Annotated in this window: 28 protein-coding genes; 9 read left to right on the forward strand and 19 right to left on the reverse strand. The window is 63.7% G+C overall.

All coding sequences use genetic code 11. The features are described 5' to 3' along the window. Nucleotides 1–163 precede the first annotated feature (163 nt). Nucleotides 164–1,303, forward strand: coding sequence for an FAD-dependent monooxygenase (locus ACVWVY_RS03870; RefSeq protein ID WP_456625134.1), 1,140 nt, complete (start codon nucleotides 164–166; stop codon nucleotides 1,301–1,303). Beyond that, nucleotides 1,300–2,913, forward strand: a complete 1,614-nt coding sequence (locus ACVWVY_RS03875; protein WP_456625135.1) for a benzoate-CoA ligase family protein — start codon at nucleotides 1,300–1,302, stop codon at nucleotides 2,911–2,913. The genes ACVWVY_RS03870 and ACVWVY_RS03875 overlap by 4 nt, the downstream gene beginning before the upstream one ends. Nucleotides 2,914–3,006: 93 nt before the next feature. Here ACVWVY_RS03875 and ACVWVY_RS03880 read toward each other — a convergent pair whose 3' ends face one another. After that, on the reverse strand, nucleotides 3,007–3,516 hold the full coding sequence (locus ACVWVY_RS03880; protein WP_456625136.1) for a MarR family winged helix-turn-helix transcriptional regulator: 510 nt from the start codon (nucleotides 3,514–3,516) through the stop codon (nucleotides 3,007–3,009). Beyond that, nucleotides 3,506–4,138: a maleylacetoacetate isomerase gene (gene maiA / locus ACVWVY_RS03885; protein ID WP_456625137.1), complete on the reverse strand. Its 633-nt coding sequence runs from the start codon at nucleotides 4,136–4,138 to the stop codon at nucleotides 3,506–3,508. The genes ACVWVY_RS03880 and maiA overlap by 11 nt, the downstream gene beginning before the upstream one ends. A 105-nt stretch (nucleotides 4,139–4,243) precedes the next feature. On the opposite strand from maiA, the gene gtdA reads away from it, so the two are divergent. Beyond that, nucleotides 4,244–5,284 carry a gentisate 1,2-dioxygenase gene (gene gtdA / locus ACVWVY_RS03890; RefSeq protein WP_456625138.1) on the forward strand — a complete coding sequence of 347 codons (1,041 nt, stop codon included), beginning with the start codon at nucleotides 4,244–4,246 and terminating at the stop codon, nucleotides 5,282–5,284. Nucleotides 5,285–5,531: 247 nt separating this feature from the next. Here the strand turns inward: gtdA and ACVWVY_RS03895 are convergent, their stop codons facing one another. The 8 genes from ACVWVY_RS03895 to ACVWVY_RS03930 all read right to left on the reverse strand — a co-directional run bounded on the left by ACVWVY_RS03895 (nucleotide 5,532) and on the right by ACVWVY_RS03930 (nucleotide 12,930). Continuing rightward, on the reverse strand, nucleotides 5,532–6,359 hold the full coding sequence (locus ACVWVY_RS03895) for an ABC transporter permease (RefSeq protein ID WP_456632093.1): 828 nt from the start codon (nucleotides 6,357–6,359) through the stop codon (nucleotides 5,532–5,534). Continuing rightward, nucleotides 6,352–7,125 carry an ABC transporter ATP-binding protein gene (locus ACVWVY_RS03900; protein ID WP_456625139.1) on the reverse strand — a complete coding sequence of 258 codons (774 nt, stop codon included), beginning with the start codon at nucleotides 7,123–7,125 and terminating at the stop codon, nucleotides 6,352–6,354. Before ACVWVY_RS03900 ends, ACVWVY_RS03895 begins: the two co-directional genes overlap by 8 nt. 113 nt (nucleotides 7,126–7,238) lie before the next feature. Further along, nucleotides 7,239–8,243, reverse strand: a complete 1,005-nt coding sequence (locus ACVWVY_RS03905) for an ABC transporter substrate-binding protein (RefSeq protein ID WP_456625140.1) — start codon at nucleotides 8,241–8,243, stop codon at nucleotides 7,239–7,241. Nucleotides 8,244–8,433: 190 nt separating this feature from the next. Further along, complete coding sequence (locus ACVWVY_RS03910) at nucleotides 8,434–9,798, reverse strand: FAD-dependent oxidoreductase (protein ID WP_456625141.1); 1,365 nt, start codon at nucleotides 9,796–9,798, stop codon at nucleotides 8,434–8,436. Between the two features lie 73 nt (nucleotides 9,799–9,871). Continuing rightward, nucleotides 9,872–10,702 (reverse strand): aspartate dehydrogenase, encoded by an 831-nt coding sequence (locus tag ACVWVY_RS03915; RefSeq protein ID WP_456625142.1) that lies wholly within the window; start codon nucleotides 10,700–10,702, stop codon nucleotides 9,872–9,874. Nucleotides 10,703–10,727: 25 nt separating this feature from the next. Then, nucleotides 10,728–11,528: an enoyl-CoA hydratase-related protein gene (locus ACVWVY_RS03920; protein ID WP_456625143.1), complete on the reverse strand. Its 801-nt coding sequence runs from the start codon at nucleotides 11,526–11,528 to the stop codon at nucleotides 10,728–10,730. Between the two features lie 77 nt (nucleotides 11,529–11,605). Next, entirely contained in the window at nucleotides 11,606–12,613 is a 1,008-nt protein-coding gene (locus ACVWVY_RS03925; protein ID WP_456625144.1) for a Spy/CpxP family protein refolding chaperone, read from the reverse strand. Between the two features lie 68 nt (nucleotides 12,614–12,681). Then, the gene (locus tag ACVWVY_RS03930) at nucleotides 12,682–12,930 is read right to left on the reverse strand and encodes a hypothetical protein (protein WP_456625145.1); all 249 of its coding nucleotides are present in this window, start codon (nucleotides 12,928–12,930) and stop codon (nucleotides 12,682–12,684) included. A gap of 297 nt (nucleotides 12,931–13,227) precedes the next feature. Between ACVWVY_RS03930 and ACVWVY_RS03935 the strand changes: the two genes are divergently transcribed. Beyond that, on the forward strand, nucleotides 13,228–14,202 hold the full coding sequence (locus tag ACVWVY_RS03935; RefSeq protein WP_456625146.1) for a ketopantoate reductase family protein: 975 nt from the start codon (nucleotides 13,228–13,230) through the stop codon (nucleotides 14,200–14,202). A gap of 23 nt (nucleotides 14,203–14,225) precedes the next feature. Here the strand turns inward: ACVWVY_RS03935 and bioB are convergent, their stop codons facing one another. Next, nucleotides 14,226–15,206 carry a biotin synthase BioB gene (bioB, locus tag ACVWVY_RS03940; protein ID WP_456625147.1) on the reverse strand — a complete coding sequence of 327 codons (981 nt, stop codon included), beginning with the start codon at nucleotides 15,204–15,206 and terminating at the stop codon, nucleotides 14,226–14,228. A gap of 182 nt (nucleotides 15,207–15,388) precedes the next feature. Between bioB and ACVWVY_RS03945 the strand changes: the two genes are divergently transcribed. After that, nucleotides 15,389–16,168 carry an SDR family oxidoreductase gene (locus tag ACVWVY_RS03945; protein ID WP_456625148.1) on the forward strand — a complete coding sequence of 260 codons (780 nt, stop codon included), beginning with the start codon at nucleotides 15,389–15,391 and terminating at the stop codon, nucleotides 16,166–16,168. Nucleotides 16,169–16,257: 89 nt separating this feature from the next. On the opposite strand, the gene ACVWVY_RS03950 is transcribed toward ACVWVY_RS03945, so the two are convergent. From ACVWVY_RS03950 to ACVWVY_RS03960, 3 genes are all read right to left on the reverse strand, one after another. Then, complete coding sequence (locus tag ACVWVY_RS03950; protein ID WP_456625149.1) at nucleotides 16,258–16,578, reverse strand: cupin domain-containing protein; 321 nt, start codon at nucleotides 16,576–16,578, stop codon at nucleotides 16,258–16,260. Between the two features lie 86 nt (nucleotides 16,579–16,664). Then, the gene (locus ACVWVY_RS03955; RefSeq protein ID WP_456625150.1) at nucleotides 16,665–17,399 is read right to left on the reverse strand and encodes an aspartate/glutamate racemase family protein; all 735 of its coding nucleotides are present in this window, start codon (nucleotides 17,397–17,399) and stop codon (nucleotides 16,665–16,667) included. Nucleotides 17,400–17,581: 182 nt separating this feature from the next. Continuing rightward, the gene (locus ACVWVY_RS03960) at nucleotides 17,582–18,265 is read right to left on the reverse strand and encodes an alpha/beta hydrolase family protein (protein ID WP_456625151.1); all 684 of its coding nucleotides are present in this window, start codon (nucleotides 18,263–18,265) and stop codon (nucleotides 17,582–17,584) included. A gap of 237 nt (nucleotides 18,266–18,502) precedes the next feature. Here ACVWVY_RS03960 and ACVWVY_RS03965 point away from each other — a divergent pair, with 237 nt between their 5' ends. After that, nucleotides 18,503–20,350: a di-heme-cytochrome C peroxidase gene (locus tag ACVWVY_RS03965; protein WP_456625152.1), complete on the forward strand. Its 1,848-nt coding sequence runs from the start codon at nucleotides 18,503–18,505 to the stop codon at nucleotides 20,348–20,350. A gap of 119 nt (nucleotides 20,351–20,469) precedes the next feature. Here ACVWVY_RS03965 and ACVWVY_RS03970 read toward each other — a convergent pair whose 3' ends face one another. Beyond that, nucleotides 20,470–20,712, reverse strand: coding sequence for a hypothetical protein (locus tag ACVWVY_RS03970; protein ID WP_456625153.1), 243 nt, complete (start codon nucleotides 20,710–20,712; stop codon nucleotides 20,470–20,472). A 247-nt stretch (nucleotides 20,713–20,959) separates the two neighbouring features. Here ACVWVY_RS03970 and ACVWVY_RS03975 point away from each other — a divergent pair, with 247 nt between their 5' ends. Beyond that, nucleotides 20,960–21,922, forward strand: coding sequence for an alpha/beta hydrolase (locus ACVWVY_RS03975; protein WP_456625154.1), 963 nt, complete (start codon nucleotides 20,960–20,962; stop codon nucleotides 21,920–21,922). A gap of 8 nt (nucleotides 21,923–21,930) precedes the next feature. On the opposite strand, the gene ACVWVY_RS03980 is transcribed toward ACVWVY_RS03975, so the two are convergent. Continuing rightward, complete coding sequence (locus ACVWVY_RS03980) at nucleotides 21,931–22,407, reverse strand: MarR family winged helix-turn-helix transcriptional regulator (RefSeq protein WP_456625155.1); 477 nt, start codon at nucleotides 22,405–22,407, stop codon at nucleotides 21,931–21,933. 97 nt (nucleotides 22,408–22,504) lie between these two features. On the opposite strand from ACVWVY_RS03980, the gene ACVWVY_RS03985 reads away from it, so the two are divergent. Next, the gene (locus ACVWVY_RS03985) at nucleotides 22,505–22,873 is read left to right on the forward strand and encodes an antibiotic biosynthesis monooxygenase family protein (RefSeq protein WP_456625156.1); all 369 of its coding nucleotides are present in this window, start codon (nucleotides 22,505–22,507) and stop codon (nucleotides 22,871–22,873) included. 2 nt (nucleotides 22,874–22,875) lie between these two features. Beyond that, a complete protein-coding gene (locus ACVWVY_RS03990; protein WP_456625157.1) occupies nucleotides 22,876–23,322 on the forward strand; it encodes a hypothetical protein in 447 nt (148 codons plus the stop codon). A 46-nt stretch (nucleotides 23,323–23,368) separates the two neighbouring features. Here the strand turns inward: ACVWVY_RS03990 and ACVWVY_RS03995 are convergent, their stop codons facing one another. From ACVWVY_RS03995 to ACVWVY_RS04005, 3 genes are read right to left on the reverse strand one after another with little or no spacing between them, the layout of a single operon-like run. Further along, nucleotides 23,369–23,563, reverse strand: a complete 195-nt coding sequence (locus tag ACVWVY_RS03995; protein ID WP_456625158.1) for a hypothetical protein — start codon at nucleotides 23,561–23,563, stop codon at nucleotides 23,369–23,371. Continuing rightward, the gene (locus tag ACVWVY_RS04000) at nucleotides 23,563–23,823 is read right to left on the reverse strand and encodes a hypothetical protein (protein ID WP_456625159.1); all 261 of its coding nucleotides are present in this window, start codon (nucleotides 23,821–23,823) and stop codon (nucleotides 23,563–23,565) included. Before ACVWVY_RS04000 ends, ACVWVY_RS03995 begins: the two co-directional genes overlap by 1 nt. Further along, entirely contained in the window at nucleotides 23,820–24,824 is a 1,005-nt protein-coding gene (locus ACVWVY_RS04005) for an alpha/beta fold hydrolase (protein ID WP_456625160.1), read from the reverse strand. Before ACVWVY_RS04005 ends, ACVWVY_RS04000 begins: the two co-directional genes overlap by 4 nt. Nucleotides 24,825–24,905 lie beyond the last annotated feature (81 nt).

Genomic DNA, 24,905 nt, shown 5'->3' on the forward strand with positions numbered 1-24,905 from the left:
GACAGAACCAGCGGGGCTGAAACAGGCCATTTGCGCCTGATTCTGACGCGGGTCGGGACCGGACGCTTCTTCGTTCCCTGATCATTTTTCTGTAGCGCAAATTTCCGGCGCAGATTAGTCTCCACTCCAAATTAGTAAGTATACTGTCGATTGGGAGGAAGACGTGCGCATCGCCGTCATCGGTGGAGGCCCCGGCGGTCTCTACTTCGCCTATCTCTGGAAGCGGCGTCATCCGGACGCGCAGATCGACCTGTTCGAGCAGAACCCCGAGGGCGCGACCTGGGGGTTTGGCGTGGTGTTCTCCGAACAGGCGCTGGAATTTCTGCGCGCCGACGATCCCGAGACGGTGGACGCCATCACGCCGCGGATGGAGAGCTGGAAGAACATCACGCTCAATCTGCGTGGGGAGAGCGTCGAGATCGACGGCATCGGCTTCTCCTCGATCGGTCGGCTCGAACTCTTGACCATCCTGCAGCAGCGCGTGCGCGCGGCGGGAATCACGGCGCGATACAACACCACGATCCAGTCATTGGACGAACTTGAGGGATACGACCTGATCGTTGCCGCCGACGGGCTGAACTCGCTGGTGCGCCGCGGCTTTGAGAAGGAATTCGGCGCCTCGGTTTCGCACTCGACCAACAAGTTCGCCTGGTATGGCACGGCCAAGCGCTTTGCCACGCTGTCGCAGACTTTCGTGAAAACCGATTTGGGGTCGTTCAACGCGCATCACTATCGCTATTCGCCTTCGATGAGCACGTTCCTGGTCGAATGCGACGCGACGACCTGGCAGGCTTACGGCTTCGAGCACAAGACCATCGAGCAGTCGCAGGCGATCTGCGAGGGGATCTTTGCCGATACGCTCGACGGCCGTCCGCTGGTGTCGAACAAATCGGTGTGGCGCAATTTTCCCTGGATCTGGAACGAGAACTGGTCGCACGGCAACATGGTGCTGATCGGCGACGCGCTGCATTCGGCGCATTTCTCGATCGGCTCGGGCACCCGGCTCGCCATCGAAGACGCCATCGCGCTGACCAAGGCGCTGGAGGCGGAGACGGAAATTCCCGCTGCCCTCGCCCGCTACCAGGCCGAACGCAAGCCAATCGTGCAGAAGCTCGTGACCGCGGCGCGCACCAGTGCCGACTGGTACGAACACTTCGGCGAACACATGAAGCTCGACCTGATGGATTTTGCCTACAGCTACATCACCCGCTCGGGGCGGATCGCCGACGCGCGGCTGCGCGCGATGTCGCCCGAATTCATGGCGCGTTACGAGGCGGAAAAGAACATCGGGAGCCAGGCATGACGTCAGCAATTTCCGACATGGTTCCCCGCGACAATCCGGGCGCACGCGAGATCGGCTTTGCGATTCCGGAAAGCTATAACGCCAGCCGGATCCTGTTCGATAATCTCGGGCACGGCCGCGGCGACCGGCTGGCGCTGACCGGCCCCGGCGGCACGCGCACTTACGCAGAGCTGTGCGCCGAGGCCTCGCAATGGGGCCATGGCTTTCAGTCGCTGGGCCTGAAGCGCGGCGACCGCATCCTGATGTTCCTCGACGACACGCCGGCCTACCCGGCGGCGTTTTTTGGCGCGGTGCGGTCAGGTTTTGTGCCGCTATTGATCAACACGTTGACGCCGCCGGATTTGCTGCAGTTCTACCTCTCGGACGCCGGCGCAGCGGTCGCGGTCGCGGAGGCCGAGTTCACGTCGCGGTTCAATGCGATGGCCTGCAAGGACACGCCGCTGCAGACCCTGATCGTGGTCAATGGCGCAGCGGGCGAACACGCCGTGCCGAACGCCCTCATTGCGGAGAAGTGGCTGCAAGGCTTCGCCACCGATCTGCCGGAAGCCGACACCCAACGCGACGAGATGGCGTTCTGGATGTATTCATCCGGCTCGACCGGACGCCCCAAGGGCATCGTGCATCTGCAGCACGACATGGCCTATAGCGAGCAGGCCTTCGCACGCAGCGTGCTCGAGCTTGGCCCCGATGACGTCTGCTTCTCGGTACCGAAGATTTTCTTTGCCTACGGCTTCGGCAACGCCATCACCTTCCCGTTCTCGGTCGGCGCGGCGACGCTGCTGCTGCCCGGCCAGCCGAAGCCCGCGACCATCTTCGAGGCGATCGAAAAATTTCGTCCATCCGTGTTCTTCGGATTGCCGACGCTCTATACCTCGCTGACCAAGGCCGATGGCGCTTCAGCCGCCGATTTTTCCTCGCTGCGGATGGCGCTGTCGGCAGCCGAAGTGCTGTCGGCGGAAGTCTTCAATGGCTGGAAGACGCTGACGGGGCTGGAGATCATCGAGGGCCTCGGCTCCACCGAAGCGCTGCACATCTATCTGTCCAACCGCCCCGGAAAGAAAAAGCTCGGCGCGGCGGGCCTGCGCGTTCCCGGCTACGAAATCCTGTTGAAGGACAAGGACGGCCGCGAGGTCGGCGACAACGAGGAAGGCATTTTGTGGGTGCGTGGCGATTCAAACACGCCGCTGTACTGGAACCGGCCGGACAAGTCGGCGGAGACCATCCGTGAGGCGGGCTGGATCTACACCGGCGACCGTTTTCTGCGCGATGCCGACGGCTTCCATTTCTTCCGCGGCCGCGCCGACGACCTGATCAAGATATCCGGCCAATGGGTCTACCCGCTGGAAGTCGAGCTCTGCCTCGCCGAGCATCCCGACATCAGGGAATGCGCCGTCTTCGCTGCAGAGCTGCCTGACAGACGCATGACGCTGAAGGCGGTGGTGGTCATGAACAAGCGCGAGTTCGATACGTCAGACGCGACCAAGACGTTGCAGGATTACGTGAAAGCGAAACTGCTGCCCTACAAGTATCCGCGCGAAATCAGCTTCATCGAGGAGCTGCCGAAGACCGGTACCGGCAAGATCGACCGTCAGGCGTTGATGAAGATGTAGCTACACCGTCATTGCGAGCGCAGCGAAGCAATCCATTCCTCCGCTTGCCGCGCTATGGATTGCTTCGCTTCGCTCGCAATGACGGCTGGCTCCTCATCCCGCTTTCCCCAGATGCTCCAGCGCGTCTTCGGCGCGCAACGGCACGCGCGAGGCTTCGTTGTTGAGATCGACGAGTTGCGTCAGCAGCGCCAGCAGGGTCTTGCGGTCGGCGGGCTTCAAGGGCTGCAGCATCCGCAACTGCGCGCGCTCCACCGAGGACATGATGTCGCGCAGCACGGCTGCACCCGATTTGGTCAGATGGAGCAGCTTGACGCGCTTGTCCTCCCGCGACGGCTTGCGCTCGATCAGCGCCTTGCTCTCCAGCCGCTCGATCACGTTGCCGAGCGTGGAGCGGTCGAACGCGATGACCGCCGACAGCCGGGTGGCGTCGATGCCGGGATGGGTGTGGATCGCCACCAGCGCCGCATACTGCACCGGCGTCAGGTCGAACGCGCTGCATTCCTCGACAAAGATCGAGACCGCGATCTGCTGCATCCGGCGGAACAGGTAGCCGGGCGCGGTGTAGACCGCGTCCATCGTGATGGGGGATGGCTTACTCGGCATCGGCTTGCTTGTCCGGCGCGGCATCCGTGAACGCCTTCATTTCCCTGGCCGCGGCCTCGGCCTTCAGCAGGCGCGGATAGGCCGAAACATCGACGCCAAAGCGCCGCGCATTGCCAAGCTGCGGGACCAGGCAAAGGTCGGCAAGGGTGGGCTTGTCGCCGAAGCAGAACGGGCCGGCCTCGCGCGCGACCAGCGTTTCGCAGGCGGACAATCCCTCACGGTTGGCCCAGGCCGCCCATTCCGTCACTTTCTCTTCGGGCAGACCGAGCTGGCGCAAACGCGCCAGAACCTTGAGATTTTGCACGGGGTGCGTATCGCAGGCCAGCGCCATGGCGAACGCGCGCACCTTGGCACGGCGCAGCGGATCCTTTGGCAGCAACGGTGGATTGGGACGGGTCTCGTCCAGCCATTCGATGATCGCGAGCGACTGGGTCAGCACGGTCCCGTCGTCACCCTCCAGCGTCGGCACCAGCCCCTGCGGATTGATCGCGAGATAGGCGGGGGCGCACTGTTCGCCCTTGCGAAGGTGATGCGACAGGTGATCGGGCGACAACCCCTTGAGGTTCAGCGCGATCCTGACCCGGTACGCCGCGCTGCTGCGGAAATAGCCATGCAGCTTCATCGGAACCTCCCTGATTCTTCTGGCTTGTTCGGGTTTACCACATTGACGTATCCATATTGTAAGCATACTGTCAATCGATCCAATAAGAACGACGGGAGGCTTGCCATGGAAGCCGTGCAGAAGACGCCGGAACGCGAGGCGTTCTACAAGAAGATCGACGGCGAAAATCTTTCCGCGCTGTGGAACGTGCTGGGCGATCTCGTCACGCCGGAGCCGCGAAGCGCCTGCCGGCCGCATCTGTGGAAGTTCGATTCGATCCGCGATTACATGACCGAAGCCGGCCGACTGATCACCGCCAAGGAAGCCGAGCGGCGGGTGCTGGTGCTGGAGAATCCCGGCCTGCGCGGCCAGTCGAAGGTCACGACATCGCTGTTTGCCGGCGTGCAGATGGTTGTCCCCGGCGACGTCGCCCCCGCGCATCGGCACAGCCAGTCGGCACTGCGCTTCGTGCTCGAAGGCAAGGGTGCCCATACCACCGTCGACGGCGAGCGCACCGCGATGGAGCCCGGCGATTTCGTCATCACGCCGTCGATGACCTGGCACGACCATTCCAACGAAACAAATGAGCCGATGTTCTGGCTCGACGGGCTCGACATCCCGATGGTGCAGTTCTTCGATGCGTCCTTTGCCGAAGGATCGAACGAGGACCAGCAGAAGATCTCAAAACCCGCCGGCGACAGCTTTGCGCGCTACGGTCACAACCTGCTGCCGGTCGACGCGAAGCGCAAATCCAAGACCTCGCCGATCTTCAACTATCCCTATAGCTACACCCGCGAGGCGCTGGAGCGGGCCAAGACGCGCGACGAATGGGATGCCTGCCACGGGCTCAAGCTGAAGTTCTCCAATCCCGAGACCGGCGATTTCGCGATGCCAACGATCGGCACCTTCATCCAGCTACTACCGAAAGGCTTCAAGACCGCGCGCTACCGTGCGACCGACGCCACCGTGTTCGCCGCGATCGAAGGCAAGGGCCGCACCCGGATCGGCGACCAGACCTTTGAGTGGGGCGCGCGCGACCTGTTCGTGGTGCCGAGCTGGCACTGGGTCACGCACGAAGCCGAGACCGATTCGGTGCTGTTCTCGTTCTCCGACCGTCCGGTGCAGCAGAAGCTCGATTTGTTCCGCGAGGACCGCGGCAACGCGTGAGGTGATTGTCGCGAATGGTCTATCGTCGTCCCTGCGAACGCAGGGACCCATAACCACCGGCCTTCGTTGTACGGAAGGCGTCGGCCACATTGCCCTATCGACAAATCACGCGGTATGGGTCCCTGCGTTCGCAGGGACGACAGCTGACTCGTAGGGTGGGCAAAGGAGCGTTAGCGACGTGCCCACCATTCTTGTGGAGGGCACAGGTGGTGGGCACGCTTCGCTTTGCCCACCCTACAATCAAGCCTCACCGCCAATGCAGCAACCGCGTTTCCAGCACGTTGATCGCCTTCCCTACCGCCAGCCCGAACAGCGACAGGATCACGACACCGGCCAATAGCTGATCGGTCTGCATCAAATTACCGGCCTGCAGCACGAACGCGCCGATGCCGAACTGGGCGCCGATCATTTCCGCGCTTACCACCAGCAGCAGCGCCACCGACGCCGTGATGCGAAAACCCGCCAGGATCGATGGCAGCGCGCCCGGCCAGATCACGCGGCGCACGATGGCATGGAACGGCACATTAAAGCTCTGCGCCATCCGGATCAAATTGCGCGGCACCGCATCGACGCCGCTATAGACCGAGATCGCGGTTGAGAAGAACACGCCGAGTGCAATGGTCGCGATCTTCGGCTCCTCACCGATTCCGAGCCACAGGATCAACAGCGGCAGCAGCGCGATTTTCGGAATCGGAAACAGCGCGGAGATGAAGGTGATGCCGACGCCGCGCGCCAGCGTCGACAGCCCGATCGCAAAACCGACGACTACGCCGGCCACGGTGCCGAGCACCCAGCCGCTGCCGATCCGAACGACCGAAGCCGAAACATGCTGCCAGAGCGCGCCCGACATCGCGAGCTTGTAGATCGCGACCGCGATTGCCGACGGCGCCGGCAGGAACAGCGGGTTGACGAGACCGGCGCTGCCGGCGAGTTGCCACAGCGCGATCACAAGCGCGAGCGCGATCCAGCCGGAAGTGCGCCCCCCGCCCGGCACAAAACCCGCGCCGCGGAAAGCGACCGACCGCCGCGTGCTCTCGTCTCGCGGCTTATCCTGCGAGGGCGCGCGCTCAAGCATGCTGCACCTCGCGCTCGGCATCGATCGCCTCCTCGCGGATCAGCGACCACAGATCGTTCTGCAGCGCCAGCAACTTGCCGCGCGCATCGATCGCACCGCGCTCGGCGCGCGTCATCGGGATTTCGACGATCTCCCTGACGCGCCCCGGCCGGCGCGACAGCACCACGATGCGATCGGCGAGCCGCACCGCTTCTTCCAGATTATGCGTGACATAGACCGCGCCCATCGCCCCGTCCGCGAGCAAACGAATAAAGTCTTCTATCAGCAATTCGCGGGTCTGCGAATCCAGCGCCGACAATGGCTCGTCCATCAAAAGGATCGCTGGCCGCACCGCGAGCGCCCGCGCAATACCGACGCGCTGGCGCATGCCCCCCGACAATTGTTTCGGATAGGCGCTGCGGAAATCCGAAAGGCCCGTCCGACGCAGCGCGTCATCGACGACGGCGCGGCGCGTGGCGGCGTCGAGCGCGGTATGAGCAAGCGGAAACTCGACATTCGCTTCCACCGTGCACCACGGCAGCAGCGCAAAATCCTGGAACACGAAGGTCAACGGATTGAGGCTGTCGGCGGGCGCCGCGCCGCGCAGCTCTGCCCCTCCCTCGCTCGGGCGCAGCAGCCCGCCAAGGATCGACAACAGCGTGCTCTTGCCGCAACCGGAGGGCCCCACGATCGCGACCACCTCGCCCGAGGCAACCGTGAACGACACGTGGTCGAGCACGTCGAGCCCGCCGAAGCGGTGGCTGATATGGTCGGCGATCAGGTCCATGTGGTTCCTAGTTCAATACCGGGCTCGTCATTGCCTGCGACAAACGCGAAGCGGGTGCCGAGGCATGGATTGCTTCGCTCCGCTCGCAATGACGGCTCTGGCACGCCTCACCCTCAATCCGCCTTCACATATTCCTTCGCGATGATCGCGTCTGCCGTAAATCCCTTGTCGACAAAGCCCTGCTCCTGCAGCCACGCGATCTGGTTGTCGACGTTCTTGACGTCGAGCTTGCCGTTGGGATCGATATAGGCGCAATTGCCGACCACCTGCTCCACCGGCAAATTGGTGTACTTGGCGATGATTTCGAGCAGCGGCTTCGTCTTGTCGTTGATTTCGGCCCTGCCGTCCTTCACGGAAGCCAGGATCACGTCGTGATATTCGCGGTCGGCGCGCACCAATGCAGCGAGCAGCTTCGTGACCGCTGCTTGGTTGGTCAGCGTCTTCGGCGAGGCGAACACCGCCCCTAACTGCCACGGCGTCTCATCGCCGACCCAGCCGAGGAATTTGGCGCCACCGGAATCCACCAGCGACCGCGCGGTCGAGATCGGCAGCAGCGCGGCATCGACGGTTTCGCCCTTGAGCGCGGCCGCGGCATTCGACAGCGACTGCAGCGGCAGCACCTTTACGTCCGCGAGCTTGAAGCCGTATTTGTCGGCGAGCAGCCCCAGCGAATAATGAAAGCTGGAACCCACTTGGGTGACCGCGATGCGCTTGCCCGCCAGATCCTTCGGCGTCTTCATGCCGGCCGCATAGGCATTGTTGCTGGCGAAGTAGCCGATCAAGGGATAGCCCGCCTTCTCGCGGCTCATACCACCGATCACCTTCAGCGTGCCCTTGCCGGCGAGATTGTAAAGCCCGGCGGTGAACGCGGTGATGCCGAAATCGACGTCGCCCGACGTCGTCGCCACCGCGATCGGCTGCGCCGCGTCGAAGAATTTCAATTCGATATCGAGGCCTGCTTCGCGGAAATAGCCCTTGTCCTGCGCGATGAACACCGGCGCCGACGACGACAGACGGAGCACGCCGATTTTTGCCTTTTGCGCATCATCGGCCCGCGCGATCCCGCCTGCTGATATCGCCAACAGGCCCGCCAGCGCGAGCCGTGCAAACTTCCTCATCCCGTCTCCTCCGCCTTTTCTTGTCGTAGCCTGTCTACATCGTCGTCCCTGCGAACGCAGGGACCCATAACCACAGGACTTTGTAATAGCAAAAGCCGTCTGCCCAAGCGCCCAACGAAAGGCGCGGCGTGTGGGTCCCTGCGTTCACAGGGACGACGTAGCATATTTCATCCCTCTGCAGCGCATCGCTCTACAACCCTTCGGGCACCTTCTGGTCCCGCCCGATGAACGCGCCCTGTTGTTTCAGGCCTTGTTGCAACTTTTCAACCGCAATGTCGCGTGGAATCGTATTGCCCGACAGCGCCAGCGCCGCCGCGGCGCCTGCCGCCTCCCCCATCGCAAAGCAGGCGCCGGACACCCGCGCCGCCGACTGGCCGTCATGGGTCATCGAGGCGCAGCGCCCGGCCATCAGGAGATTGTCTATGCCCTCGGGCACCAGCATGCGATACGGCAATTCGTTGAAGCCGCGGGATTCCGGGATCGGCGGAAATGTGAAGGTCACATCTCCCGCGACATGCTGTTCCATCGGCCAGCCATTGACGCCGATGGAATCGTCGAACGAGGCGCAGCCGAGCACATCCTCGCCGGAAAGCATGTAGCCGCCGATCACGCGCCGCGTCTCGCGGATGCCTAGTTGCGGCGGCAGGTCGACGATGTAGGACTTTTCAAATCCTGGCACCGTGCGCAGGAATTCGAACGCTTGCACCGCCTGCCGCCGGCCGTCGATCTCGCCGCGCGTGAGGTCGTCGGGCTCGATCCCGCTGATGGCCGTGCCGTCCTTGCGCGCGAGCTGGGTAAAGTTCACCCGCCATTCGATCGCCGAGCGCTGCGGCCGGACGATCGCGGTCTTGCGTGGAAATCGATGCGTACCCGCAGCCTCCGCCTTTTCCATCAGCGCCGGGATCGTCCGCCAGGCGTCGCCGGCCTTTTCGGGATCGATGCCGTTGAGGCGGAACATCATCGAGGGATAGAGCATGCTGCCGGCATTGTCGCCGACTTCAAAGGGCGCCCCCGCCCAGGCCGCGAGGTCGCCATCGCCCGAGCAGTCGATGAAGATGCCGGCGCGCACCGCCTGGCGGCCCGCCTTGGTTTCCACCATCAGCACGTTGATGCGCTTGTCATCCTGCATCACGACGCCAGCGCCGAGCGCATGAAAGAGGATGTCGACCTTGTGGGCGGCGAGCAAATCATCCGCCGCAATCTTGTAGGCCGCCGTGTCGTAGGCCTGCGCAAAGATCTTGCCGAGGATCAGATGCGGCGTGTTGAGCCCATCGAGCCGGTCGATCCGCGCGAGCAGATCGGAGGCGATGCCCTGCACCACCCGGTGCATCTCGCCATGAACATTGGCGTGCAGCCCGCAGAAATTCGTCACGCCTGCGGCCGTACCCATGCCGCCGAGAAAGCCGTAGCGCTCGATCAACAGCGTACGCCGCCCGGCCCGCGCCGCAGCCACCGCCGCGGCAATGCCGGCAGGACCGCCACCAAGGACGGCGACTTCGTATTCGCCGTACAGCGGAATCTGGCGCGCGGGTTCTTCAATGGTTTTGGCAGGCAAGGTGACATTCCCGGATGGTGGGCGGGCGATAATGCCCCGGACAGGGGATTTTAGCTATTGCGGCCGCGGGGATTCAGGTTCCGACCTGCAGCGGCGAAGTCAGCTTGCGCAGCGCCGCGATCACCGAGAGCGCGGTGATGCGGCCCGTCTTCGGATTTTCCGACGGGATGTTTTCGATTCCCATCGTGAACGAGGCCGAGTCAGAATCGACCCTGATCTGATGACAGTTCCGCGTCACCGCCGGATCGGCCCAGATTTCGATCGTCGTGCGATCGGGACCGATGCCTGCGAGCGACAACGCCGCCACGACATTGACGTTGGCGGGAAAGGCCGCGGCGGCTTCCCGCGCCGAGCCCTTGAAAACGCAGAGAGCGGATTTCAGGCCCTCCATCGAAATCCCGTTCTCGACAAGATAGGGCGCGCCGGCGAGACCTCCGGGCGGCTTGCGTGTCACCATCTCTACCTTGTTGATGGTGCCTTCGGCGGCAGCTGAAACCGCATCGAAACCGATCAAGGCGCCGGTCGGCACGATGATCTGACCGCCATGCGCGCGGGCGAGATCGACCAAATCGGGACGGGGCAACAGCGCGCTGGCGCTCAGGACCATGACCTGCTTGCCGGCGCTCAGCATCGGCCGGCAGATCTGATCGAGGATCGCCGCCGGCGCGCATTCGACAACGAGGTCGGCGTGAGCGGGCAGTTCATCGAGCGAAACCAGCGGACAGGCGATGCCTTCGCGATCCAGCCAGGCCTGCGCTTTCGCTTGATCCCTCGTCGTGATCGCCGCGAGCGCGAGGCCTGGTAACCCCTGCACCAGTTTGCGCGCCACGGTTTTGCCGATTTCCCCCAGCCCGGCAATGGCAATACGTTTCGATGGCAAATTCGATACTCCTGCAAAAAACATCATCGAGCGTGGCAGAGCCCAACGCCTATGCGGTTGCGCCCCAGTTCGCAGCCCGCTTCTCCGCAAACGACGCCAGCCCCTCCGACGCCTCCCTGGTTTGGCGCCTGTCCGAATGCATCTTCACCAGCCGCGCATAGGCTTCGTCGTCCACGCCCATTCCGCCGAATGAGCTTTCCATCGCGAGCGCCTTGGTTTCAGCCAGCGCTTCCGGGCCGTTGCCGATCAGTTGCTCCACCACTTTTGCTCCCGCAGCCTCCAGCTCGGCCAGCGGCACCACCTCATGCACCAGCCCAATTCGCCGCGCCTCCTCCGCGCCAAACCGCTCGCCGGTCAGCGCGTAGCGACGGACCTGGCGGATGCCGATGGCGTCGCAGAGTTGCGGGATGATGATCGCGGCGGTCAGGCCCCAGCGCACTTCGGTGATCGAGAACAGCGCGTTGTCGGCGGCAACGACGATGTCGCAGGCCGAGATCACGCCGGTGCCGCCGCCGAAGCAGCCGCCCTGCACCAGCGCCACCGTCGGGATCGGCAGCGTATTCAGCCGCTGCACGGCCTCGAACGTCGCGCGCGATACCTTTTCGTTTTCATCCGCCGATTTTGGCCGCACGCCGTTGATCCATTTCAAATCGGCGCCGGCCTGGAAATGCTTGCCGTTCCCCTTGAGGACCACGACGCGGAGACTGGGCTTGCTGCCGAGTTCATTCATCGCCGCGAGCACGCCGTTGATGAGCCCGGCGTCATAGGCATTGTTCACCTCGGGACGGTTCAATGTCACCGTGGCGACGCCGCGCGCGTCGAGATCCCACAAAACCGGATTGGCAGTCATTCGGCGGCCCCTTTTGTTCGGCATCTTGTTGTGCCGGACAATAGGCCGGGATCGCAGTCATTGTCACCGCCGCCGATCTATCGGCGGCCGCGTCGCTGCATCATATCTACCCTGTCGGCCAGGGAGGTCCGCCTTGGGCCGATCGCCTCGAACTGGGCCTTCTGCTCGTCGCTCAACGTCGCATAGAAATCATCGAGCGCGGTGCGCACGAGCTTGACCGACTGCAGCATGACGTCGAGCCGCTTGCCGACGGCGGCGAGCCGCGCCGACGGTGTGGCCGTTTCGTCGATCCGGCACGATGTAGCCAGCATGTCCGCCGCCTTTGCGCTGGCGTTCTGCAGGGCGGTCAAGCCGCTGCGTTGCGCCTCTGTCGGATGCAGCCGCGCCTCGATTTCCTCGGCCGGCCATTGCAAGGCCGACGATTGGGTAACGTCGCAGGGCTGCGCAACCGACCGGTTACGGCGCCGCTCGGTTTTCCTTTCCTGGTCTTCGGCGACGGCATTCATCCGCGCTTTCTGCTCGTCGGTCAGCAGGCCGTACAGCTTGTCCAGCGCCGGCTGCACGGTCGCGACACCTGATATCATCGCCTCGATGCGTTGCTGCATCGACGCAAGCCGGCCGGACGCCGTCAACGCAACGGTGGTCGGGCACGCCGCCTTGATCTTCTGCGCCGATGTCACCGATGCATTGGCAAGATCGTCGAGGGCCGCGCGTTGCGGCTCAGTCGGCTCGATCGCCTGTGCGATCAGGTCGATCGGGAGCCCTGCGATTTCGCGGCTGTCCTCGCCGCAGAACAGCGCCAGCCGGTCCGGCCCGGCGCCGGGCGAACCGCGCGGCGGCAGGTAGCCCGCAAGACCCTGATAGTCATAGGGCCCGAACATGCCGGCATAGATGTCGTCGTAGCCGTAGTACCAGAACGGGGCGCCGACACGCGGACCCCACAGCGCATAGTCGTAGATGTCGAAATAGGCGAACGGCCAGAACAGCGGTCCGACCCAGCCGTAGCCGCCATTGCCGTGCCGCCACCAGCCGCCGCCTCTGGACCGTCCATATTGCCACCCTGCGAGCGCCGCACCCGCGGTCACGCTGGCCCGCACCGCGGGACGATGCAGGGCTGCGGTGTGACGATAGCTGCGGGCGAGTGCGCGCGAGTTCAGCGCCCGGCCGGTCCCAGCAAAATTCGCGCGTTGCGCGGAGAACGAACGGGGGGCTGAGAACGAACGGCGTGCGGAGAATGAACGATGTCCGGAGAACGAACGGAAATGCGCCGCCCTGCCGTGAAAATGGCCGCCGCCATGATGCCGGCCGCCGAAATGGTGACCGCCGCCACCATGATGCCCACCACCGTGATGACCACCGCCTCGGCCGCCTCCATGACCGCCACCACCGTGACCGCCTCCATGACCACCACCGCCTCTCGCGATGGCAAAGTCCGCCACGGACAGCACCGTTGCGAAGACAATCGCGGCAATTCCCAGTGTGATCTTTGACATGGTACGTCCCTTCATGGTCGCACGTCCCATTGTCGTTATGCCGCGAGCTTGACGGCACACGGATGAACGTTGACTGAACGGCGAAGTTCCAGACGCCGCCAAGGCCGCGCTGTCCGCAACCCGCCCTGTGCGGCGGGCCTGTTGCGCCCGATCACGGCTTGTGAAAACTAGCAAACGGCCTTCCTCCCAGCAGGATTTCTCGACCCATGCGAATTTGCGTTTTCGGTGCGGGCGCCGTCGGCAGCCATTTTGCGGTGCGGCTCGCACTGGCGGGACATGACGTCTCCTGCGTGATGCGGGGTGCGCATCTGGATGCCGTGAAAGCGGGCGGGCTGACGCTGCGTGTTGGAAATGGCGAGTTCAAGGCGAAGGTGCGCGCATCGAGCGATCCCGCCGCGCTGGGCCGGCAGGACGCCGTCATCTGCACGCTGAAGGCAACCGGCCTCTCCAGCCTCGCGGGCGGGCTGCAGCCGCTGCTGGCCAAGGATACCGCCGTGGTGTTCGCGCAGAACGGCGTTCCCTGGTGGTACGATATCGGGCTCTCGCCGGGGCATCCGCCGGTGCCGGATCTGGCCTTCCTCGATCCCGGCGGACGCCTGCGTGCCGCCGTCCCGAAAGCCCTTATCGTCGGCGGCGTGGTGTTTTCGTCCAACGAAGTCGTCGCCCCCGGCGTCGCCGCGAATCTTTCGCCCGAGCGCAACCGGCTCCTGATCGGCGAATGCGACGACCGCGCCAGCGAGCGGGTCGCGCGGCTGCGAGCGGCGCTGACCGAAGCTTCGATCGATTCGCCCGAGGTCACGCAGATCCGGGAGACGATCTGGTCAAAGCTCCTGACCAACATGTCGATGTCGGTGCTGTGCCTGTTGACCGGGCAGACCGCGCGCGCCGTGCGCGACAATCCTGATCTCGCCGACATCGTGCCGCGCCTGCTCGACGAAGCCAACAGCATCGCACAAAGCTGTTTTCCCGAGGTCAAGCGCGTCACGCGCTCCGGCCCCGCGCCGGACCACAAGCCTTCAATCCTGCAGGATTACGAACTCGGCCGCGCCATGGAGATCGACGTGCTGGTGCGCGCGCCTGCCGCGTTCGCACGCGCGGCCGGACTTTCGACGCCGATGCTCGACATGATGGCGGCGCTCGCCACCCGTCTGGCGCGCGACAAGGGGCTCTATCAAGGCTGAAGGCCGGGTTGTTCCAAACCCGGTCAGAGCGCCTGCAATCCCAGCCGCTGGAACAGCTTTCGGTCGGCCTCGTCCTCCGGATTACCGGCCGTCAGCAAGGTGTCGCCGACGAAGATCGAATTCGCCCCTGCAAAGAAGCACAGCGCCTGCATTTCATCGGTCATCGCCGAGCGGCCCGCCGACAGGCGGACATATGATTTCGGCATCATGATGCGCGCCAGCGCAACGACCCGGACAAACTCGATGGGCGCGATCGGCGCGGCCTGCGCGAGCGGCGTGCCGGCGATCGGGATCAGCATGTTGATCGGAACGCTTTCCGGCGGCTCGGCAAGGTTCGCAAGCGTGACCAGCATTTCGACGCGGTCGGCTTCCTCCTCGCCCATGCCGAGAATGCCGCCGCAACACACTTTCATGCCGGATTGCCGGACATTCTCCAGCGTGTCGAGACGATCGGCAAATGTGCGCGTCGAGGTCACCTGCGGGTAATAGCGCGCCGACGTATCGATATTGTGGTTGTAGTAGTCGAGCCCGGCCGCGCCGAGGCGGTCCGACTGATCGCGGTCCAGCATGCCCAGCGTCATGCAGGTTTCGAGCCCGAGCCCTTTCACCGCGCCGATCATTTCAACGATGGCATCCATGTCTCTCGGCTTCGGATTGCGCCACGCCGCGCCCATGCAGTAGCGCGTTGCACCGCCGGCCTTGGCTTTGCGTGCCTTGGCGACGACCTTTTCGACCTCCATCAGCTTCGAGGCGGCAAGCCCCGTCGAATAATGCGAGGACTGGCTGCAATAGCCGCAATCTTCCGGGCAGCCGCCGGTCTTGATATTGAGCAGCTTGCTGAGCTGCACGCGGTTGGGATCGAAATGCCGGCGGTGAATGGATTGCGCCTCGAACAACAGGTCGTTGAACGGCATCCGGTAGAGCGACCATGCCGCCTCGCTCGTCCACTCCGGCTTGTTTGCAAGCGGTGCCGTCACGGCCTGTTCATTCCGCACTTCGAGCATCCTTCAATTCTCCCGATCCTTTGTCCCGTGCGGCCGTCATCGCACGCTGGTGAAGCTGATACCAGCGGCGCGCACCGTGCCTGCAAAAAATTGATCGCCGGTGCAAACCGGCATTGACCGCGCGGCGGAGGTCGTATCACTCTCGAACACGCTCAAGAAAAAGAAACAGGCGGGAACCGAACATGCACGTCAAAGGCAAGGTCTGCGTCGTCACGGGAGCCGCGAGCGGCATCGGCGAAGCGGTGGCGCGCGCCTATGCGGCGGCCGGGGCGCGCGGCGTCGTCATAGCCGACCTCAAGACCTCGCGCGACAGACTGGCGAAGGTCGCCGGCGACATCGACGGATTGCCGATCACGGCCGACGTCGGGCTGGAGGAAGACATCAAGGCGCTGATCGCCGCTGCCGAAGACAAGTATGGACCGGTCGACGTGTTCTTTTCCAACGCCGGCCTGTCGCGCAAGGGACAGGAGACCGCCTCCGACGCCGATTGGGACGTGAGTTGGCGCGTCCATGTCATGAGCCATGTGTTCGCGGCGCGCGCCCTGGTGCCGGGCATGCTCGCGCGCGGCTCCGGCTATCTCCTCAACACCGCTTCCGCGGCAGGCCTGCTGGCGTCGCTGAACTCGATGCCTTACGGCGTGACGAAAAATGCGGCGGTCGCGCTCGCCGAGCATCTCGCCATTCAATATGGCGACCGCGGCATCCGCGTCTCCGTGCTCTGCCCGCAGTCGGTGCAGACAGGCATGACGACGCCGGGCCCCAGCGCGGCAAGGGTCGACGGCGTGCTGCAGCCGCCGGAAGTGGCGCGCATGGTGATGGAAGCGATGGAGCAAGAACGCTTTCTCATTTTGTCGCACCCGCAGGTCGCCGAATACATGCAACGCAAGGCCTCCAGCCGCGACCGCTGGCTGACAGGCATGCGGCGGCTGCGCGACAAGATCTACGGCGCGCCCCAACAGTAACGTTTTCGAGCGAATGGATGCCGGTTCGCATGAAGAAAACGCGCGGCGGAAGCAGTAATGGTAACGAATCAGCTTGAAATCGAGTGCCGCTACTTTTGCTGGCCGTAAAACAGGACCCACACGGAAAAATCCTCCGAAATATTCTCGAAACCATGGGCAACATGCGCGGCACAGAACAGCACGTCGCCCGGACCAACTGCGGTTACCGTTTCCTCGACTCGATAATGGCCGCTTCCGGAGGCGACGAAATAGAGTTCATCGCGCTGATGCGGGACCTGCGGTCCGTTGGTGGGGCGAGCGGCGAATCTGACCTCAAGATCACCGTCAACGAACACTTCGGACGATCTCCCTGGTGTTCGTGGCAGAGCGAGCGCGGCGGCGAGCGACACTGGCGGCGGCGTGCGATCCATGGTTCTCCCTCCCGACAAGGAAAAAAGGATTGCACATCATACGGCAATTTCAAACCGAGACACTTCCGGACAAATGAGTTCAGACCCTAATCTGAGGTCTTTGGCGCGAACGGCGCCAGCATGCCTACGTATTTCTTCACGCCCGGTGACGCGTAGGAACCGCGCCGCGACGTCGTGAGCTTCAGGCCGGCCAGCGCCTCGGCCTGCTTCACCGCGGCCGCCACGCCATCGACGACAGGCACGCCGAACTTTTGCGACAACTTGGCCGCGAGATCGGCCATGCCCGCACACCCCAGCACAATCGCCTCCGCGCCTTTGTCGAGCGCGCGAGAAATCTCGGCTTCCAGTTTTGCCTCCGCACCCGAGCCGGGCTTGTCGAGATCGAGCACCGCGACGTCGCAGGCGGTGACCTGCGCCCTCTCCGCAAAGCCATAGCGGCGCACCAGTTCCTCCAGCGGCACGATCGATCGCGGCAGCGTGGTGACGACAGCGATGCGTTTTGCGATCTGGCCCGCCGTCACCAGCGCGGCTTCGCAGATACCAACCACCGGAAAGCGCGCAGCGGTCCGGGCGGCGTCGAGCCCGGTATCGTCGAAACAGGCGACGATTGCCGCATCGGCGTCCGGCGCATTCACTAGTGCGTGGATCAGGCCGGGCACGGCGAACGCCTCGTCATAATAGCCCTCGATCGAGACCGGCCCCATCGACGACGTGACGGCGGATATTTCAGTGCCGGGCGCGGCGACGGCGCGCGCAGCGGCGCCGATCGTTTCGGTCATCGAGGCGGTCGTGTTCGGATTGACGATCAGGATTCTTGTCATGGCCGCATCGTAGTGGGTATCGAGCGCCGCGCAACTCCATCCGTCGTCCCGGCCAAGCGAAGCGCGAGCCGGGACCCATAACCACAGGAGATAGTTGTTTGGGCAGGGTGATTACCACAGCGATTCACAATGACCGCCGCGGCGTATGGGTCCCTGCGTTGGCAGGGACGACGTCGGAATACTTAACCGACGACCTCCTTCACCCACGCAGCAAACGCATCCAGCGCCTCAGCCATTACCTCGCGATCATTCCGCCCCGAACTCTTCAGCACATGAAAGGAATGATCGGCGCCATCCAGCAATTGCAACGTCGCGCGCGATCCCAGGCCTTTCGCGACGGGCTCAAGCAGACTCAGTTCTGCCAACGCATCGCGCGTGCCCTGCAAAAACAGCATCGGAATTTTGACATCGGCGAGATGCTTCGCACGATCGATGGAAGGCTTTCCGGCCGGATGCAGGGGAAAGCCGAGAAACGCGAGCCCGCGAACGCCGGCCAAAGGTGAAAGCGCCTGTGCCTGCGACGTCATTCGCCCGCCGAACGATCGGCCGCCCGCGATCAGCGGCACCGCGGGGCAGCGTCGCCCGGCTTCCGCCGCCGCCGCTCGCACCGCGGCGTGAGCGACCTTGGGCGCATCGGGCCGCTTGCTGCCTTTTTCCATATAGGGAAATTGATAGCGCAGCGTCGCAATGTCGCGCTCGGCGAGGCCGGCCGCAACCGTCTCCATCGACGCATGGGTCATGCCTGCACCGGCTCCATGCGCGAACACGTAACACGCGCGAGCTTGCGACGGCTGGATCAGCAGGGCGGAGACCGCTTCATCGGGGCCGGTCTCGATTCGGATCGATTGCGCCTCGGCAGCCTTCATGTGATCTGACCGATATCCAACTGCACGATTGGGACTCTATACCGGAAACAGCCTGACGAAAGCCAAACCGGCCGGAAACTTCCTGGTTCGGGAAATCGGATTTATCGACAGGTCTTTTAGCGCCACTATAAGATGGTATCATACTCAACCGCACGCCGAGGATGATTCGCCTTCCGGCGTTTTTTGATAACAGACGGTTATTGCGCGCAACCGACGCGGTTTTGAAAAGGGGCAGCCATGCGTGGCAAGAGGATTGCGACAATTGTGATCGCGCTGGTGATCGTCGGCATCGCCTACAGCGAATTCAAGGACGATATCGCCAAGCTCTGGCAGGATCTTCACGTCAAGCTCGTGGAGCGTCCCACGCCGAAGAAAACCGTTTGGCTCGACCAGGGCATCGCCAAGAACAAACTGAGCTGGTTCTATCACGCCGACCAGGGCACCCGGACCTTCGGCTTCCCCTATGAGTGGTTGATGGCGCTGGAGCAGCCGACGATTTCGTGGCTGCCCTTCACCAACGTCGGTCTCTTCAGCGACACTGCCTATCTCGACCGCTATGGCTTCATCCCGGACACTATCATCCCCGGCAAGGAGACGCTTCCGATCGGGTTCGCGAAAGGCACCCCGATGCTCGATTCGACGGGCGCGGTTTGGCGCAACCCGCGAACCAAGCAGGCGATGACCGCTGTCGGCCTGACCTGCGCGGCCTGCCACACCGGCAGCTTCACCTACAAGGACACCGCCGTCGTCATCGACGGCGGACCGGCGCTCACCGATCTCTTCGCAATGAAACAGGGCATGGGCATCTCGCTTGCGCTGACCCGCTACTGGCCCGGCCGGTTCGATCGCTTCGCCGAGCGCATTCTCGGGCCGGACTCCACCGTCGACGACCGCGAAACGCTGAAGAGCCAGCTCGACCAGGTTCTCAATCAGTACAAGCAGGTCAAGAACCTGGAAGAGCGCGTCGCCTCCCAAAGCATCCAGGAAGGTTACGGACGGCTCGACGCGCTCAACCGGATCGGCAACCAGGTGTTTTCGATCGACCTGAAGAAGCCGGAAAACTACGCCGGCTCCTCCGCGCCGGTGCATTACCCCCGGATCTGGAACACGCCATGGTTCGACTGGGTGCAGTATAACGGCTCCATCATGCAGCCGATGGTGCGCAACGCCGGCGAATCGCTCGGCGTATCGTCGGAACTCAATCTGACCGACCCGTCAAAGGGTCTGTACAAATCGAGCGTCGATGTGAAGTCGCTCGACGACATGGAGCAGATGATCAAGGGCGACAAGCCGCCGAACGCGAAGGACAAATTCTCAGGCCTGAAATCTCCGAAATGGCCGGACGACATTCTGCCGCCGATCGACCAGAAGCTGGCCGACAAGGGCGCCGAACTCTACAAGACCCATTGCGAGGGCTGTCACCGGCCGCCGATCACGAGCGAGGCGTTCTACGATTTCAACAACAAGGACTGGTGGACCAAGAACCAGGCCGGCGAAGCGATCCTCAAGGTCGAAAATATTCCGATCTCGCATATCGGAACCGATCCCGCGCAGGCGGCAGACATGCTGGCCCGAACGGTCGCAGTGCCCGAAAATCTCGGGATCAAGAGCAGCAGCTTCGCGTTCGCACTGGGCGAACTGGTAGAGAAAACCGTCGACTACGTCTTCGACCAGAAGAAACCGCCCGTTGGCCCCGCGGAGCGGAAGCGGATCGACGGATATATGCCGAACGAACTGCGGGGTGAGCTTGCCTACAAGGTCCGTCCGCTGAACGGCATCTGGGCGACGCCGCCCTATCTGCACAACGGTTCGGTGCCGACCATCGAGGATCTGCTTGGGGATCCCGAGAAAAGACCGCCGACATTCTATCTCGGCAACCGCGAATACGACCCCGTGAAGCTCGGTTACAAGACCGACCCGATCACCAATGGTTTCCAATTCAAGACTTCCATTCGCGGCAACTCGAACCGGGGCCACGAATTCAGGAAAGATTTCAGCAAGGACAAGGAAATCCCGGGCGTCATCGGGCCGGCCCTGTCGGTGGACGATCGAAAGGCGCTGATCGAATACCTCAAGACACTCTGAGGTCATGCGCGCACATCGCGACGGCCGGGCAAAAGCGCGAAATGCGTCTTCGCTCCGGAAGGCCCGGCCGCCGCTTTGTCCGGCGCGCCTCGCGTCGCAGATGGATCAGGCGGCGCGCTTTACCGGCTGGCGACCAGCCGCAGATGCGGCTTGATCGTCTGTTCCAGTTCGACCTTGAGCTGGTGCACGCGCGGATCGCCCGAGCGTGCCGCACACACCGAATATTGGTTGACCGAGCACGCCAGCGCATGCAGCTCTTCGGGCGTCCGCGTCACTTCCGGGCTGGACAGCCTCAGCACCATCCCACCGAGTTGCACCAGCGTTTCGTCGAGGGCCCGATCGATTCCAGCGAATTGATCCATCGCTCCACTCCCTCTGGAATGAATAAGGAGTAATGAGCCGCACGCCGGCCCGTTCCCCGCGCACGCCCGTTTACGGATAACGAGAAGTAAACGGAGCACGATTCTATCAACGGGGCCCCGCGCATCTGCTTGCAGGACTCATAATCAATCGAAGGAAATCGGCCGGCCTGCCCTGCAAAATGGCGCGATTGCGGCGGCCGCGCCCGTTACCTATGCTGCCGTCCTGTTCCGGAATGAGGCACCGCGCATGGTTACACCGCTCGATCCCGTCGTCGCAGAGATCATTCCGCTGCTGCCGCTGCGCGATACCACGACGATGACGCCGCAGAGCGCGCGCGATGCGCTGCGCGCGCTGGCGGCCTCGCGCGCGGCGGTTCCGCCGCCGCCGGTGATGAGCGCGGAGGACATCAAAGTGAAAGGCGCCGCCGGGTTTCTCGGCGCGCGGGCCTATCGGAACTCGAGCGAAAAGTCGCCGACGGTGGTGTTCTTCCACGGCGGCGGCTGGGTCGCCGGCGATCTCGACACCCATGACCGGCAGGCGCGCTGGCTTGCGATCGAGACTGGCGCGGTCGTCGTCTCGGTCGATTATCGCCGCCCGCCCGAAGTGCGGTTTCCCGGCGCGTTCGAGGATGCCTTTGCGGCCACCAGGGACATCATCGCCCGCATCGCCGAATTCGGCGGCGACGAACGGCGCGTCGGGGTAGCCGGTGACAGCGCCGGCGGAAATCTGGCGGCCACCACCGCGATCGCCTGCCGCGACGCCGGCATAGCACTGGCGGCGCAATTACTGGTCTATCCCGTCACCGAGGTCGCCGGAAATTTCGCCGACGCCAAGGAGAACGCGCGCTTTCCCTCGCGCGCAGAGAACGCGGAAGGCTATTTCCTCACCCGCGCCACCATGGAATGGTTTTGCGGCCATTACCTCGCAGACAGCGCGCACGGCACCGACTGGCGCGTCTCGCCGCTCCGCGCCAAGAATCTCACCGGCCTTGCGCCTGCGATCATCGCGACCGCCTGGTTCGATCCGCTCCGCGACGAGGGCAAGGCCTACGCCGACGCGCTCGCCGCCGCCGGCGTGCCGACCAGCTATTACGACGGCCTCGGCCTCATCCACGGCTATTTCGGCCTCGGCGAAGCCTCCGAGACCGCCAAACGCGAAGCGCAACGCGCGCGGGCGGAGTTCAAGGTGCTGCTGGACAAGGGAGCGTGAGAGGCGGGTTAGCCGCGCGCCTCCACCGCTTCGTTGCCATCCAGCTTCTGGCGCAGCGCCAGGATGACGCCATGGGCCGTTTCGATGTCCTTGATCGTGACGTCATCGGAAAGACCGTTGACCCAGGGACCCTGCAGGCGCAAGGCGGCGTCGTAGGTCTGCCTTCCCTTATCGGTCAGCACCACGAGCTGCGCCCGGCGGTGATGCGGGTTGGTCTCGAATGACACCAGCCCTTCTTTTTCCAGATCATTGACGATCCGCTGCACGTTCTGCCGGTTGGCACCGAGGTCGCGGGCAAGCCATGCGACCGGCTGCGAGCGTTCGGCGGCGACGATGGCGCCCAGGATCTGCCAGCGGGCGCTCGTCAGCCCGAGCCCCGCGACCAGCCGGTCGCCTGCCGTCAAAAGCAGGTTGTTCAGCCTGAACAGGTCGAGGATGAGGCCTGTCAGGGCGTCACCGGCCCGGGTTCGCTTGGCGTGCTTCATTTGTTACCACAAAACTATATTGACATTATGATGTCAATTTGATATGTCTCGATCATACCCAATTGACACCATATGATCATATTGAAGGGAAGTCGTCATGCCCTCCATGCGTCCACTTGACCCCGCATTTCCGATCGAACGCCAGATCGCCATCGAGGCCAGCTCCGTCGTGCTGGTGAACGTCTTCATGCTCGACAAGGCCGACGAGCAGATCTTCCTCCAGGCCTGGCAGGACGACGCGCAGTTCATGAAAAGGCAGCCGGGCTTCATCTCGACCCAGCTTCATCGCGCGATCGGGGAAAGCCCGACTTACCTGAACTGCGCGGTATGGGAGTCCACTGCCGACTTCCGTAGCGCGTTCATGCATCCGGAATTCAGGGCGAAAATGTCGGCCTACCCATCCTCGGCGGTCGCTTCCCCGCATCTGTTCCAGAAGGTCGCGGTTTCAGGCGTCTGCGTCGCATAGCCATGATCAAAACAATTCATCCACTGGCCGGCGCGCTCGCGCTGCTTACGATCGCGACCTTCTGGCTCTCGACAGCGTCAGCAGAGCTGTTTGCGTCGGAGGCGACGGTCACCATCGTCAAGACGACGATCCCGTGGGGTTTTCTGGTGCTTATCCCGGCGCTGATGGCGGCGGGCGGCTCGGGCTTTACGCTGGCGGGGAAGCGCCGCGGCGGGATCATCGGTACGAAGACCAGGCGCATGCCGCTGATTGCAGCCAACGGCATGTTGATCCTGATACCCTCGGCGTTGTTCCTCGCATCCAAGGCGAGCGCTGGCGAGTTCGATACTGGCTTCCATATCGCGCAGGCTCTCGAACTCGCTGCGGGCGCCACGAATATCGCCCTGCTCGGCCTCAACATGCGCGACGGCCTCAAGATGAAAGGCCGGCTTCGCCGCAAGCCGGCGTAATCCATCGTTGGACGCGGCGGCCATTGTAGCCGCCGCATGCCGAAAACTATTTCGAAACCTGCCCAGCCGGGCCCCAACCGCGGAGCCAAAGCGCGCCTGCGACAATGACAGCGGAAACGATCGAGCCGGCGGCGCCTGCCATGAAGAGCTCCCGCAACCCTCCGCTGAGATCGACGACAATGATCCAGCCGATGCCGGCCGCGATCAACAGTCGAACCGTTCCGCCAAGAACAGGCCACATCACGCGGCCTGCCCCCTGACCCGCGAAATACAACAGCATCCCGAGCCCCGATATTCCGTAGAACGGCGCTCCGTCCCCAGGAAACTGACGAAATAGGTCTCCGCCACCCCGACAAGCGTTTGCACGACCAGCACCACGACGGTCGGCAACGCGAGTTTCAGGAGCGCTGGCAGCACCGGGCCGTCGAGCATCGCCATCTGTTTGACCTTCGCCGCTTGATGCCCCGGCGACGCGAATGGGTGGGATGTCAGCGTTGTCATGAGCGGCTCGGCAGGGCTTGCATGAATTCGACGAGCGCGGCGCTGACTTCGTTCGGCCGCTCCTGCTGGGTCCAGTGACCGCAACCGGAGAGCATCTGGATCTTGCGCAAGCCGGGAACCAAGGCCTTCAGGTTTGCGAGCAACTGGTCCGTGCCGGGGAAGGACACTACAAAATCGCGATCGCCCGCGATGTAGAGTGCCGGCACCGTCACCTGCAGACCTGCCGTGGCGCCCGTGATTTCCCAGTTGCGATCGAGGTTGCGGTAGTAGTTGAGCGCGCCGCGGAAGCCGCTGCGCCGAAACTCCTCGCCGTAAAAGTCGATGTCGCTTTCTTCCAGCCAGGACGGCAGGGTTTTGGGTGCGCCGGGTCCCTGCAGGAATCCGCCGCCCTTCGGCACCATGCCGAGGTTTGGCGCGGGCCCGCCGTCCGCTGCGGCCGCGCGGGCCGCGGCCACGCCATCGCCGGACGCCCCAAACAGCATGTTGCGAATGGTCGCGCGCGGATCGCGCCCCAGTTCCGCTTCCGCTGGCCCCTCCTCCTGGAAATAGAGCTGATAGAATTGCGCATTCTCGGTGCGGGGCATCAGGCTTGTCGGCGGCGCCTTGCCGCGCGGCCGGAATGGCACGCTGAGCGCTGCCACCGCCCTGAAGCGGTCCGGCCGCATCAGCGCTGCCTGCCAGGCGACGCTGGCGCCCCAATCATGTCCGACGATGACGGCGGTCGCCGCACCCAGCGCATCAAGGATGCCGACCATGTCGCCGACGAGATGCAGGATCGTGTATTGGTCGATCGCCTCTGGCGCGTCACTTCTGCCGTAGCCGCGCATGTCGGGGGCGACAACACGGAAGCCGGCGGCAGCAAGCGCGTCGATCTGGTGCCGCCACGAGAACCAGGATTCCGGAAAACCGTGCACCAGCAGCACCAGCGGCCCCTCGCCCTGCTCGGCGATGTTGATGCGGAGCCCGTTGCATTCGATGATGCGTTGCGTTGTCTTGCTCATTGTTCCATCTCGTTCCGAAGCTGCCGCGAATGCCGTTGATGAGAGTGCGTCCGGCGCAACGCGCAATGCGAGCGGCGCCAA

This window comes from Bradyrhizobium sp. URHC0002 (assembly GCF_054059515.1).